Source organism: Dietzia cinnamea NBRC 102147 (assembly GCF_001571065.1).
Classification (GTDB): Bacteria; Actinomycetota; Actinomycetes; order Mycobacteriales; family Mycobacteriaceae; genus Dietzia; species Dietzia cinnamea.
The window spans coordinates 1-11,890 of record NZ_BCSW01000069.1 but is presented as its reverse complement, the minus strand read 5'-3'; the positions used below and the strand labels follow the sequence as shown (position 1 = coordinate 11,890).

The following is an 11,890-nucleotide window of genomic DNA, read 5'->3' as shown; positions in this document are numbered from 1 at the left end:
AGAACGCGCTTACTTTGTGCTAACGCGCCCCGGTTGCGCGGCCGGGCCGAGAATCGCTGTCGCGCAAGGCGGTTGCAGCACCGGTGCCTCTCGGTACCGTGATGCACACGACGCCGTCCGAGGAGGTTTCATGACCGAACGCACCGTGTCCATTGCCCGACTTTCGCGCAAGAAAATGCCACTGGCCGCCCTCGGTGCATCCGTGCTCCTGTTCGCGTCATGCGGCACCGGGGAGGATTCGCCGGCGGCTCAGGGCGATGTCGAGCCCCGGGAGACCGCGACGACAACCGTGACCGAAGGCGTCGCGGATCGAGGCACCGACGGTGGCGAGGTCTTCGCGGTTGCCGAACTGGTCAACACTGAGGGCGAGGCCCGCGGTACGGCGGAGTTCGCCGAGGCCGGCGGCGGGACGCTCGTCACCGTCGACGCCACCGACCTGACGCCCGGGTTCCACGGCCTCCACATCCATGGCATCGGGCTCTGCGAGCCGGACAGTGAGAACCCCAACGAGCCGGGCGAGCAGGGAGCGTTCCTGTCCGCGGGCGGTCACCTCGCCGGCCCCGACGGCGAAGCGGGCCATCCCGAGCACGCCGGCGACCTCCCACCGCTCTTCGTGACCGAGGACGGGACGGCCCGCATCATGACGCTGACCGACCGACTCGACAGAGACCTGCTCCTGGACGACGACGGCTCGGCCGTGATGATCCACGAGAACTCCGACAATCTCGCCAACATCCCGGAGCGCTACGCGCCCGACGGGCCCGACGAGGAGACCCGCAACGCCGGCGACGGTGGCAGCCGCGTGGCCTGCGGCGTGGTGAGCGAGCAGAACTGATCGGCCGGAGCTCAGCTGCCCGTGCGCCGGCGACCGTCCCGCGGTCACCGGCGCACGGTCCCCGGCGAGCGACTACTTCTGCCGCGGCACCCGGCCCATGAGGTAGAACTCCGGGTTCGGACGCATGTCCGTGGCGTTGGCGAGGCGATTGCTCAGCCCGAACAGCCCGGTGATCGCGGCGATGTCCCACGCGTCCTCGTCGTCCAGGCCGTGCTCGTGCAGGGCGGCGAAGTCGGCGTCGCACAGCTCGTCCGAGCGCAGGTTGACCTTGGTGGCGAAGTCGCAGATCGCCCGCTCCCGAGGGGTCAGATCAGCCTTGCGGTAGTTCACCGCCAGCTGGTCGGCGATCTGCGGAGCCTTCTTGACGATCCGGAGGATCGCCCCGTGGGCTACCACGCAGAACAGGCAGTTGTTCTGCCCGGAGATGGTCACCACGATCATCTCTTTGTCCGCCTTGGACAGGTTGCCCTCGCGCTCCATGAGAGCGTCGTGATAGGCGAAGAACGCCCGCGACTCGGCGGGCCGCCGCCCGAACATCAGGAACACCTCGGGGACGAACCCCGCCTTCTCCTGCTCGGCGAGAATGCGCTCGCGAAGGTCCCCGGGCAGATCAGCGAGTTCGGCGAGGGGATAGCGGTCTGACATGAGGGCCTCCGGGCGTCGAGGGGTGAGGGGTGACCTCAGCGTAGGACGGCCACGCCCTCGTCGCGGGCGATGCCGCAGTCCTGCCCCCGCGGGCCCCCGCCACGTCAGTTGTCGAGGAGCCTGCCCCAGACGTGGACGTGCTCGATCTCCACCCACGCGTTCACGCGCGGCCGGTCGCGGGTGGGGTAGGACTCGCCGGTGTAGTGGCGGGCGAGGGCGTCGATGCCGGACAGGTCCGGGTCGTCGGCGATCTCGGTGACCCGCCCCTGGATGCTCGCATGGGTGTACCAATCCTCGGAGGCGATGACGGACAGCGCCACCCGCGGATCGCGGCGGATGTGCTGCAACCGCACCCGGCCGGCGTCCAGGTTGAGGTGGATCCGGTCGCCGTCGACCAGCCGGTACCACGTGGGCACAGTCACCGGCGAGCCGTCCTTGCGCAGAGTCGCCATCACGCACGGGTTGGGCTCGAGGAGCAGGTCGCGGACATCGTCATCCAGGGGCGTGGCGCTCATACCAGAGAAGTGTGCTGCGTTTCCTCCCGGCTCTCCACCGGTCCGGGCCGCCCGGCCGCCTAAGAGCGTTGCCGCGACCGCCGCTGGGATCCGGGGATTGTTCAGTCCGGGAGGCTCTCTGACACGCCGGGCGTGGCAAGTAGCGTGGCCGACATGACGACCCGCACGGAGCGCCTCGACGGCCTGCCGTTCACCCGCAAGCACCGCAGACTGCTGTTCGGTTCGGGCATCGGCTGGGCGCTCGACGCGATGGACGTGGGGCTGATCTCCTTCGTCATGGCGGCACTCGCCGTCCACTGGTCGCTCACGCCCACCGAGCTGTCGTGGATCGGGTCCATCGGCTTCGTCGGCATGGCCCTGGGCGCCGCGTTCGGCGGACTGCTCGCGGACAGGATCGGCCGCCGGCAGGTCTTCGCAGCGACGCTCCTGGTCTACGGGTTGGCGACCGGAGCGGCGGCCCTGTCGACCGGCGTGGCGATGCTCATCGTCCTGCGCTTCATCGTGGGGCTGGGCCTGGGCGCCGAGCTGCCCGTGGCGTCGACGCTGGTCAGTGAGTTCGCGCCGCGCCGGATCCGCGGACGCGTGGTGGTGATCCTCGAGGGGTTCTGGGCGGTCGGCTGGATCATGGCGGCGCTTATCGGCTACTTCGTGGTGCCGGTCGGCGACGACGGATGGCGCTGGGCGCTCGCCGTGGGCCTGGTCCCGGCCGCGTACGCACTGGTCGTGCGCTTCGGCCTGCCTGAGTCTGTGCGCTACCTCGAGTCGCGGGGCCGCGGCGACGAGGCAGAGCGGATCGTCCGCGAGTACGAGACCTCCGCGGGTGTCACACCCCCGCCCGTCGCCGCGGCTGGCGTCCCCGCGACCGGTCGGTCTGACGCCGAGGCCGCCGCGACCGCGCCGGAGACCGCATCCGCCGCGCCTGCCGAGTCGGGCGAGTCCATCTGGTCCCCGCGCCTGCGTCGCCGCACCGCCGCGTTGTGGATCGTGTGGTTCGGCATCAACTTCAGTTACTACGGCGCCTTCATCTGGCTGCCCAGCCTGCTCGTCTCGCAGGGCTTCGACCTGGTCAAGTCGTTCGGCTACACGCTCATCATCACGCTCGCCCAGCTGCCGGGCTACGCCGTGGCCGCCTGGCTCATCGAGGTGTGGGGGCGGCGGGTCACGCTCGCGGTGTTCCTCGTCGGCTCGGCGGTGTCGGCGGGTCTGTTCGGTCTGGCGGACTCCCCGGCCACGATCATCGCCGCCGGCATGGCGCTGTCGTTCTTCAACCTCGGCGCGTGGGGCGCCCTCTATGCGATCGGCCCCGAGCTCTACCCGACCGCCACCCGCGGGTCCGGCACCGGCGCAGCGGCGGCGTTCGGGCGGATCGCCTCCATCATCGCGCCACTGCTCGTCCCGTTCCTGCTCGATCTGGGCGACACGGTGATGGTCTTCGGTGTGTTCGCGGCGGCCTTCGTCGTCGCCGCCCTGGCGGCCTTCACTCTCCCGGAGCGCAGGGGCGTCGCACTCGAGGACACCTGACCCCGTGCCGGGTCACGGCGCGCCGCGCGGTCACCCGCTGTCGTCGAGAAGACAGTTTCGCCCGTATCGGCCGAGTGGCCTTGTGCCGAACTGTCTTCTCGATGGTCGTCGCGCGCTCCGCTAAGCCAGCCGCCGCCCGAGCTCATCGGGTCGGCGCGGCGTTCAGTCGCGCTTCTCGCGCCTGTCGCCCAGCTCGCGAATCCGCTCCGACGCCGCCCGCAGCCTCTCCTCGCGCGCCTTCTCGTCGGCCTTCTTGAGCTTCTCGTACGTCTTCTCGTCGGAATCGGTGAACCGCAGCGCCAGCCGCGGGATCCCCAGCGTGAGCACCAGCGACGGCCACACGATCCACGCGTACTGCCAGTCCACGACGATCTGCAGGACGAGGAACGTGATGAGCGTCAGCCCGATCACCACGCCGTCCAGCGACTCGACCAGCTTGCCGCGGCGGCGCAGGTCCTCGAGGTCGGCGTCGGCGTCGCGGGTGGCCGGCGTCCGCGCGCCGGTGGGAGCCGGCACGAGAGACGACGGGGACGACGACGAGAGCGCGACCTCCCCGCCGCCCGCCGTGGCCGACTGCACGATCATGCCGTCCACCGACGTCAGCGGCGTCCCGCCCGGCAGGTCGGCGAACGAGTCGCGCAGCTGGGCGAGGGTGCGGGCCGCGGCCACGTCGCCGGACCGGGCGTGGAACTGTGAGTCGTCCAGGCGCCCGGACGCGTAGTGGTCGCCGAGCACGGTGAGGGCGTGCAGCCGTTCGGCGTCGGAGAGCAGCAGGTCGTCGGGCTCGGCCATGCCTTCCAGGCTATGACCGCTGGCGCGCCCGCACCATAGGGGATCGCCCCGATTCGCGGAGGCGGGGTCGTGGATTCCGACGAGTTCGCCGCGGGGGTGTCACGTTTCCGGATGCTCGTGCGTCGACAGGACATGAGCACACCACGGAGCAGGAACGACCAGCGCAAGCAGGTCAGCGCAGGCGCCATGACGTCGATGCTGGCGCTCGAGGCCTATACCCGGGCCCGGGTCTCACGGGACGACAGTCACCTCATCCGCCTGCGCGTCTCGGCGGTCAACGGCTGCCGCTACTGCGCGGCCATGCACCGCCGCGACGCCCGCAAGGACGGGTGGAGCGCCGACCGGATCGCGGCCGCCGAGGACTGGGCCTCCCACACCGACGAGTTCGCGGCGGACGAGCAGGCGGTGCTGCGGTTCGCCGACGCCGTCACCCGCATCGACGGCGAGGAGTCCGTCCCCGACGAGGTGTGGAACGAGGTGGCGCGCTACCGCGGTGAGAGCGGGGCTGGACAGGTGCTGATGGACGTCGTCACCATCAACGCATGGAACCGCATAGCGATCGCCACCCGGAAGGACCCGGGGTCGCTACGCGGGCTGATCCCGAGCGACCTCGAGCCGACCAGGCCGCGATGACCGCGGGCGTCCTCGCCGGAACGGGCGCATCGACAGGCGAGCAGGCCGCCCCGCCCGGCGCGGCCCCGCCCGGCGCTGCCCCGTTCGACCGGGCGGCGCTCGAGCGAATCCGCCGGCGCCTGCTCGGGATCGGCTACCGCATCACCGGCACCTGGGCGGACGCCGAGGACGCCGCTGACGAGGCACTGGCCCGACTCGTGGCGCTCGACCCGGCGGATGCGCCTCGCAACGCCGAGGCGTGGCTGACCACCGTCGCGACCCGACTGTGCCTGGACCGTCTCCGGCGACGGAAGCGCGAGGACTACATCGGGGCGTGGCTGCCCGAACCCGTCGACACCGCGCTGCTGCCGGCCGAGCTGGCCGAGCAGCGGGATCAGCTGCGGATCGCGGTCCTGCTGGCGTACGAGCAGCTCGGACCCGACGAGCGGGCCGCCTTCGTCCTGCGTGAGGCCTATGAACTGCCCTACGCGGAAATAGCCGAGGCGCTGCACGCCGCCGTGCCCACCGTGCGCCAGTGGGTCAGCCGCGCCCGACACAGGCTGCAGACCGACGTGCGCCCGCCCGAGCCCGCGCCGGATGAGCTGATCACGCGGCTGGTGGAGGCCGTGATGTCCGGCGACCTCGAGCAGACGATCGCCGTGCTCACCTCGGACGCGCGGGTCCTGTCGGATAGCAACGGCAAGGTCAACGCCGCCCGGCGCGACATCGTGGGCGCCCGCAAGTGTGCGTACTTCCTGGTCAAGGCGATGGAGCTCGCCGAGGGAGCGGTCGCGCCGGTCGAGGTCAACGGCGAGGTCGCGCTGGCCGTGGTGTCCCGCGGGGTCCTGCGCGTGGTGCAGGTCGGGGTGGTGGACGGCCGTGTGGACCGCCTGTACTTCCACTGCAACCCGGACAAGCTCACGCGCCTGGCCGTTCCCGAGGGATTCGCGGCGGGCGGCTGACTCCGCCCGCCGCGCATCGCCGGTCGTCCGCCGCCTGTCCCCGGGCGCCTCCGGCGAGCGGAGTGTGCCGGGTCTACTCTCTCGACATGGTCTCGACGATCCCGGGCGTCTTGTCCTCGGGCGCACGGGCGGTCCGCGCGTTCACGTACAGCTCACCTGCCCGCTCGGCGCTGCTGGCGTTCGCCGCGGCGATCGTGGTCTTCACGGTGCTGCTGATGATGCCGTGGGCCACCGCCTCCGACGATCCGGCGTACCTGCACGACGCGGTCTTCACCGCCACCTCCGCGGTGTCCGTGACCGGCCTGACGACGGTGGACACCGCGACGCACTGGTCTCCGGCGGGTCAGGTGGTGATCCTCGCGGGCATCCAGGTCGGTGGCCTGGGGATCGTGACGATTTCGTCTCTGCTGGCCCTGTCGGTCACCAGACAGTTCGGCGTCCGCACGCGGCTCCTCGCACAGACGGGGATGTCGGCGGGCGGACTGGGGGAGGTCCGATCGCTGATCACGACGATCGTCGTGTCCTCCGCCCTGGTGGAACTGGTCATCGCGCTGGTCCTCGCACCCCGTCTCATCGCCCACCACGGATCGTTCGGGGACGGGCTCTGGCACGCCGTGTTCTATGCCGTGTCCGCGTTCAACAACGCCGGGTTCGTCCTCGACCCCGGGGGCCTGGCGCCGGTGGCGGACGATCCGGTCGTGTTCTGGGCGCTCATCTGTGCTGTGTTCCTGGGCAGCCTCGGCTTTCCCGTTCTCCTGGTGCTGTGGAAGCACCAGTGGCACCTCGGACGCTGGAATCTCCACACGCGACTCACGGTCGAGGTCAGTGTGCTCCTGATGCTCGTCGGTGCCCTGGGGTTCGCCGCGTTGGAGTGGAGCAACGGTGCGACCCTCGGCGGAGACGGCGTGGCCGACAAGCTGCAGCAGTCGGTGTTCGCCTCGGTGATGATGCGCTCCGGGGGCTTCGCCATCATCGACCCCATCGACACGACCGCGTCGACCATGCTCATCACCGACGCCCTGATGTTCGTGGGGGGCGGTTCGGTCTCGACCGCCGGCGGCGTCAAGGTCACCACCCTGGCCGTCATCTTCCTGGCCTTCCTCGCCGAGGCCCGGGGCCGGGAGGACGCCACGGCACACGGGCGCGCGCTGCCCACCTCGTCGATCCGGGTCGCGGTGTCCGTGGCCGGGATGGGACTCACGCTGGTCGCCGGCTCCGCCCTGGCCCTGATGATCCTCACCGGAGAGGAACTCGGGCGCCCCCTGTTCGAGTCCATCTCCGCCTTCGCCACCTGCGGGTTGAGTTCAGGTCTCAGCGCTGAACTCGAGCCGGCGGGGGTGTACGTTCTGTCCGGGCTGATGTTCGCCGGACGAGTCGGCATCATCACCTTCGCCACCGCGCTGACCATGCGAGCAAAGCGGACCAGGTATCGCCTACCCACAGAGAGGCCGATCATTGGCTGATCGCACCCGCCGCCAGTCCCCAGTCCTCATCATCGGCCTGGGCCGGTTCGGCGTCTCCCTCGCCACCCAACTCGTCGGACAGGGCCGGGAGGTCCTCGCGGTCGAACGCGACCACGGACTCGTCCAGAGATACGCGGACGCCCTGACCCACGTCGTCGAGGCGGACGCCACGGACATCGAGGCGCTACAGCAGCTCGGCGCCCGGGACTTCTCCACCGCAGTCGTGGGAGTGGGCACGTCGATCGAGTCGTCCGTGCTGGTCGCGGTGAACCTCGTCGACCTCGGTATCAACCAGGTCTGGGCCAAGGCGATCAACCAGGCCCACGGGAAGATCCTCACCCGTATCGGCTGCCACCATGTCGTGTTCCCCGAACACGACGCCGGGGTCCGGGTCGCCCACCTCGTGGCCAATCAGATGATGGACTTTATCGAGTTCGACGAGAGCTTCGCCATCGTCAAGATGCGGCCACCGAGGGACGTCATCGGCCACTCGATCGACTACTGCCATCCCCGCAGACGGCACAAGGTCAACATCGTCGGCATCAAGACACCGGGCGGTCCGTTCCAGTACGCGCAGCCGGAGACCATCATCGGCGCAGATGACGTCATCATCGTCTCAGGGCACGTTCGCGACCTCGAACGCTTCGCCGACTACTCCGAGCAGAAGCGGTGAGGGCTCGACCGACGTCCCGGTCGGTCTAGCGGGCCACCCACATGGCCAGCTCGTTGCCGCCCGGCTCGCGGAAGTGGAAGCGGCAGCCACCGGGGAAGTCGATCGGCCCGAAGGTCACCGTGCCGCCGGCCTCTTCGACCCGCTGCCGCGCCTCATCGAGGTCGGCCACGCGGATCACGATCAGCGGGGCAGGGGACTGTTCGTCGATGTCACCCTGGATGCCCACGTCCACGCCGCCTCCCGTGAGGCTGGTGAACGAGGTCCCGTAGACCGTGGGCGACCAGCCGCACACGGTCTCCAGGAACTCGGCGGTCGCGGGCATGGAGGTGCTGGGGAACTCGATTGAAGTGATCTCGAGCGGCGTCCTCTTCTTCACGGTTCAGACGCTACGCGGGCTCACCTTTGGGAGGGAGTGATTTCCCGGCCTCCCACCGCGCGATCAGCTCCGCCGCGGCGGCCCGCGGGTCCGGGGCGGCCATGATCGCCGAGACCACACAGATCCCGTCCAGCTCGGTGGCCGCCAGCCGCGCGACGGTCGCCGGCGTGACCCCGCCGATCCCGACCGCGCGGACACCGCCGGCCGCGCCGCCGACTCCACCGTCCGCCTCGCGAACACCGCCGCCGCCCGAGCGGTGAGCGTGCGCGGCGCGGGCGAGACGGTCCGCCCCCTCCGGCCCGAGCGCGGCGGCGGTGTCGGTCTTGGTCGCCGTGGCCCACACCGGGCTCACCCCGATCACGTCCGGCACCGGCCCCGGGCCCGCCAACGCGGCGCCGAGCTGGGCATCCGACTCGATCGACAGCCCCACCATGAGGTGGTCCGGCATCGCCGAGCGGGCCCGGGCGAACGGTATGTCCCGCTGCCCGACGTGCAGGTGCAGACCCAGCTCGCGCGCGACGTCCAGCCTGTCGTTGACGAACACCGGGACGACCCGGCCCGTCTCGGTGCAGGCCCTCGCAACGGCCTCGGCGACGGCGACGGCGTGGATGGCGAACTCGTCGTCGTCGCCCTCCTTGTCCCGGACCTGGACCACGCCCACCCCGCCGAGCACCGCCTCGTACGCGATCCCCGGCACGGCGTCGCGCCCGCCGCCGAGGTGCGGATCGGTGACCAGGTAGAGCCGCCAGTCGACGCCGGCGCCGCGGTCGCGCTGAGCCTCGCCCACGGCACGGTCGGGCCGCGCGTCGCTCACTCCGCCGTCACCGTGACCAGGCCCGCGATGTCCTCGGGGGTGAGCGTGTGGAGCGCGTCGAGCCACGCCACCGCGAAGCTGCCGGGCCCCGCGGACGTGCGGCCGGCGACCGTCCCCGCGGCCCCGGCGTGGGCGTGGGCGGCGACCACCGCGTCGTGGTCGTTGGCACCGGCCGCGCGCGCCGCCCCGAGGTAGGCCGCGGTGAGCGCGCCCAGAGCGCACCCCGTGCCGATGACTTTCTGCAGCAACGGGTGACCCGACTCGACCCACGTCGCGCGCTCGAGGCCGTCGTGATGTGTGACGACGAGGTCCCGCGGCCCCGTCACCGCCACCACCGCACCGGACCGCGCGGAGAGATCCCGGGCGGCGGGCTCCGCGGCGGCCACCTCCTCGGTCGAGTCGACGCCCCGGCCGCCCGCCCCCGTGCCGGCGAGCGCGATGGTCTCGGAGGCGTTGGCCCGGATCGCGGCCGGACCCGACTCCAGCCACGCCGTGGACAGGCGGGTCCGCAGCACGAGCCCGCCCACCGCGACCGGGTCCAGCACCCACGGGGTCCCGGCCTCGCGGGCGGAGGAGATCGCGGCGTGCATGCCCTCGACCTGCTCGGCGGTCGGATTGCCGACGTTGACGAGCACACCCGAGGCGATCGCGGCGAAGTCGCCGGCCTCGTCGGGGTGATCGACCATCGCGGGCGCCGCGCCCGCGGCGAGCAGCACATCGGCGGTGATCTGACGGACCACCGAGTTGGTCAGGCAGTGCACGAGCGGGCCCGTCTCGCGCATGAGGGACACCAGGCGGGCGACGTCGGCGGGGCTGTCGGCGGCGCCGGCGTCGGCGCGGTCAGCGGCGGTGGGCATGCCCCCAGTGTGCCCCCGACCGGCCGCTACAGGAATAGCGCGCATCCGGTGCCGGTTGTACGGGGCATGACGTCCCCTGATACCGGTGCCCCCGGCGCCCGCGCCCTGCCCCTGTCCGTGATCGACTTCGCGACCGTCCGCCCCGGGCAGACCGTGGGGGAGGCGCTGCAGGACTCGGTCGAACTGGCGCGCAAGGCGGAGGAGCTGGGGTACGAGCGGGTCTGGTACTCCGAACACCACAACATGCCGTCGATCGCCTCGTCGGCGCCGGCGGTGCTCATGGCGCACATCGCCGCGCGGACCGAGCGCATCCGGCTTGGCTCGGGCGGCGTGATGCTGCCCAACCACGCGCCGATCGTGATCGCCGAGCAGTTCGGCACCCTCGCCGAGCTCCACCCCGGCCGCATCGACCTCGGACTGGGACGCGCCCCGGGCACCGACCCGCAGACGCTGCGCGCGCTGCGCCGCGAGCCGTCCGCGGCCGAGAACTTCCCCGACGACGTGCGCGAACTGCAGGCCTTCCTCGGAGATTCGCCGTCCGACTTCGCCCGCACCCGCGGCATCGCCGCCATCCCCGGGCGCGGAACCAAGATCCCGCTGTACATCCTCGGCTCGTCACTGTTCGGCGCGCAGCTCGCCGCCGCCTACGGACTGCCCTACGCGTTCGCCTCCCACTTCGCGCCCGACGCCCTGGAGCAGGCGTCCGCGGTGTACCGCGAGCGGTTCCAGCCCAGCGAGCAGCTGGCCGAGCCGTACATGATCGCCGCGGTCAACGTGGTGGCCGACGACGACGCCGAGCGGGCCGGGCGCGAACTGCAGTGGTACCGCCGCCAGCGGGTCAAGCTCATGGCCGGCCGCGGTCGCGAGTTCAGCGACGAGGAGCTGGACATGATCATGGAGTCCGCCGGCGGCCGCCAGATCCTGCACATGATCTCCTACACCGCGTGCGGCGACGGCGCCGCGGTGCGCGACTACCTCTCCGACTTCGCCCGACGCGCGGGCGCCGACGAGTTGATGATCGCGCCTGTCGGATCGACGGTCGAGCGGATCCACGGGACGCTGGAGGTGTTGCGTCGCGCGTGGGATGACTGATGCGCGCGGCCGGGGCCACTGAACGACGCGCCTGGAGTGGCTGGTGTGGTCGCGTCGCGTGCGCTTGATCACGATACGGCGCCGACCCGGCTCCGAGCCGTAGCCGCGGGCGCCGTGGCGCGCCTACTGTGGGCACATGGCGATCTCCGACGTCGGCGAATACGCCCACCTGAGCCCTGACCAGATCGAGGAGCTCGGGCGGGAACTCGACGCCATCCGCGCCCGGGTCATCCAGTCGCGCGGGGAGCGTGATTACCGGTACATACACTCCGTCATAAAGTTGCAGCGTGGACTGGAATTGGGTGCACGCGCCCTGTTGTACTTCGGTGCGCGCAACCGCACCGTGTGGGTGCTCGGGACCGGCACACTGGCGGTGGCCAAGATCCTCGAGAACATGGAGATCGGCCACAACGTCATGCACGGCCAGTGGGACTGGATGAACGATCCGGAGATCCACTCGACCAACTGGGAATGGGACCTCGTCGGCAGCTCCGCCGACTGGAAGCACACCCACAACCACCTGCACCACAAGTTCACCAACATCGTCGGGATGGACGACGACGTGGGGTTCGGCGTCTTGCGCGTGACCCGCGACGTGCCGTGGGAGCCGAGGTTCCTCGCCAACATGGCGGTCAACGCCGCCCTGATGGCGGGCTTCGAGTGGGGGATCGGCTTGCAGGCCGTCACCCTCAGCGACGCGTTCGACCGGGACGCCGCCCCCGAGGACCGCCGC

Annotated in this window: 13 protein-coding genes and 1 pseudogene; 8 read left to right on the top strand and 6 right to left on the bottom strand. The window is 71.1% G+C overall.

What is annotated here, in order from left to right:
* The first annotated feature begins 130 nt into the window (after positions 1-130).
* Positions 131-835: a superoxide dismutase family protein gene (locus tag DCI01S_RS14960; RefSeq protein ID WP_061229962.1), complete on the top strand. Its 705-nt coding sequence runs from the start codon at positions 131-133 to the stop codon at positions 833-835.
* A gap of 72 nt (positions 836-907) precedes the next feature.
* Here DCI01S_RS14960 and DCI01S_RS14955 read toward each other — a convergent pair whose 3' ends face one another.
* Together DCI01S_RS14955 and DCI01S_RS14950 are read right to left on the bottom strand one after the other, a co-directional pair.
* Positions 908-1,480, bottom strand: coding sequence for a peroxidase-related enzyme (locus tag DCI01S_RS14955; protein WP_007625856.1), 573 nt, complete (start codon positions 1,478-1,480; stop codon positions 908-910).
* Between the two features lie 104 nt (positions 1,481-1,584).
* Positions 1,585-1,995: a PPOX class F420-dependent oxidoreductase gene (locus tag DCI01S_RS14950; protein WP_061229961.1), complete on the bottom strand. Its 411-nt coding sequence runs from the start codon at positions 1,993-1,995 to the stop codon at positions 1,585-1,587.
* Between the two features lie 153 nt (positions 1,996-2,148).
* On the opposite strand from DCI01S_RS14950, the gene DCI01S_RS14945 reads away from it, so the two are divergent.
* Positions 2,149-3,516, top strand: coding sequence for an MFS transporter (locus tag DCI01S_RS14945; RefSeq protein ID WP_061229966.1), 1,368 nt, complete (start codon positions 2,149-2,151; stop codon positions 3,514-3,516).
* 162 nt (positions 3,517-3,678) lie between these two features.
* On the opposite strand, the gene DCI01S_RS14940 is transcribed toward DCI01S_RS14945, so the two are convergent.
* On the bottom strand, positions 3,679-4,308 hold the full coding sequence (locus tag DCI01S_RS14940) for a DUF1707 SHOCT-like domain-containing protein (protein ID WP_007625866.1): 630 nt from the start codon (positions 4,306-4,308) through the stop codon (positions 3,679-3,681).
* Positions 4,309-4,440: 132 nt separating this feature from the next.
* Here DCI01S_RS14940 and DCI01S_RS14935 point away from each other — a divergent pair, with 132 nt between their 5' ends.
* From DCI01S_RS14935 to DCI01S_RS14920, 4 genes are all read left to right on the top strand, one after another.
* Positions 4,441-4,941, top strand: coding sequence for a carboxymuconolactone decarboxylase family protein (locus tag DCI01S_RS14935; RefSeq protein ID WP_244881760.1), 501 nt, complete (start codon positions 4,441-4,443; stop codon positions 4,939-4,941).
* Positions 4,938-5,882: a sigma-70 family RNA polymerase sigma factor gene (locus DCI01S_RS14930; protein ID WP_061229960.1), complete on the top strand. Its 945-nt coding sequence runs from the start codon at positions 4,938-4,940 to the stop codon at positions 5,880-5,882. Before DCI01S_RS14935 ends, DCI01S_RS14930 begins: the two co-directional genes overlap by 4 nt.
* Before the next feature lie 86 nt (positions 5,883-5,968).
* On the top strand, positions 5,969-7,345 hold the full coding sequence (locus tag DCI01S_RS14925) for a TrkH family potassium uptake protein (RefSeq protein ID WP_061229959.1): 1,377 nt from the start codon (positions 5,969-5,971) through the stop codon (positions 7,343-7,345).
* Positions 7,338-8,018 (top strand): potassium channel family protein, encoded by a 681-nt coding sequence (locus DCI01S_RS14920; RefSeq protein ID WP_061229958.1) that lies wholly within the window; start codon positions 7,338-7,340, stop codon positions 8,016-8,018. The genes DCI01S_RS14925 and DCI01S_RS14920 overlap by 8 nt, the downstream gene beginning before the upstream one ends.
* A 25-nt stretch (positions 8,019-8,043) precedes the next feature.
* Here the strand turns inward: DCI01S_RS14920 and DCI01S_RS14915 are convergent, their stop codons facing one another.
* The 3 genes from DCI01S_RS14915 to thiM are packed head-to-tail and all read right to left on the bottom strand — an operon-like array spanning position 8,044 to position 10,065.
* Complete coding sequence (locus tag DCI01S_RS14915; protein WP_082767855.1) at positions 8,044-8,394, bottom strand: VOC family protein; 351 nt, start codon at positions 8,392-8,394, stop codon at positions 8,044-8,046.
* A gap of 10 nt (positions 8,395-8,404) precedes the next feature.
* Positions 8,405-9,208, bottom strand: coding sequence for a thiamine phosphate synthase (locus tag DCI01S_RS14910; RefSeq protein WP_061229957.1), 804 nt, complete (start codon positions 9,206-9,208; stop codon positions 8,405-8,407).
* Entirely contained in the window at positions 9,205-10,065 is an 861-nt protein-coding gene (thiM, locus tag DCI01S_RS14905; RefSeq protein WP_082767854.1) for a hydroxyethylthiazole kinase, read from the bottom strand. The genes DCI01S_RS14910 and thiM overlap by 4 nt, the downstream gene beginning before the upstream one ends.
* Positions 10,066-10,131: 66 nt before the next feature.
* On the opposite strand from thiM, the gene DCI01S_RS14900 reads away from it, so the two are divergent.
* Both DCI01S_RS14900 and DCI01S_RS14895 read left to right on the top strand, forming a co-directional pair.
* Positions 10,132-11,157: an LLM class flavin-dependent oxidoreductase gene (locus DCI01S_RS14900; protein WP_061229956.1), complete on the top strand. Its 1,026-nt coding sequence runs from the start codon at positions 10,132-10,134 to the stop codon at positions 11,155-11,157.
* 136 nt (positions 11,158-11,293) lie between these two features.
* Positions 11,294-11,890 (top strand): annotated as a pseudogene (locus DCI01S_RS14895) (fatty acid desaturase); the annotation flags it as partial.

Excerpts from the sequence above, each read along its gene's own strand:
- DCI01S_RS14960 (WP_061229962.1), top strand. The coding sequence starts at position 131 with ATGACCGAACGCACCGTGTCCATTGCCCGACTTTCGCGCAAGAAAATG.
- DCI01S_RS14955 (WP_007625856.1), bottom strand. The coding sequence starts at position 1,480 with ATGTCAGACCGCTATCCCCTCGCCGAACTCGCTGATCTGCCCGGGGAC.
- DCI01S_RS14950 (WP_061229961.1), bottom strand. The coding sequence starts at position 1,995 with ATGAGCGCCACGCCCCTGGATGACGATGTCCGCGACCTGCTCCTCGAG.
- DCI01S_RS14945 (WP_061229966.1), top strand. The coding sequence starts at position 2,149 with ATGACGACCCGCACGGAGCGCCTCGACGGCCTGCCGTTCACCCGCAAG.
- DCI01S_RS14940 (WP_007625866.1), bottom strand. The coding sequence starts at position 4,308 with ATGGCCGAGCCCGACGACCTGCTGCTCTCCGACGCCGAACGGCTGCAC.
- DCI01S_RS14935 (WP_244881760.1), top strand. The coding sequence starts at position 4,441 with ATGAGCACACCACGGAGCAGGAACGACCAGCGCAAGCAGGTCAGCGCA.
- DCI01S_RS14930 (WP_061229960.1), top strand. The coding sequence starts at position 4,938 with ATGACCGCGGGCGTCCTCGCCGGAACGGGCGCATCGACAGGCGAGCAG.
- DCI01S_RS14925 (WP_061229959.1), top strand. The coding sequence starts at position 5,969 with ATGGTCTCGACGATCCCGGGCGTCTTGTCCTCGGGCGCACGGGCGGTC.
- thiM (WP_082767854.1), bottom strand. The coding sequence starts at position 10,065 with ATGCCCACCGCCGCTGACCGCGCCGACGCCGGCGCCGCCGACAGCCCC.
- DCI01S_RS14900 (WP_061229956.1), top strand. The coding sequence starts at position 10,132 with ATGACGTCCCCTGATACCGGTGCCCCCGGCGCCCGCGCCCTGCCCCTG.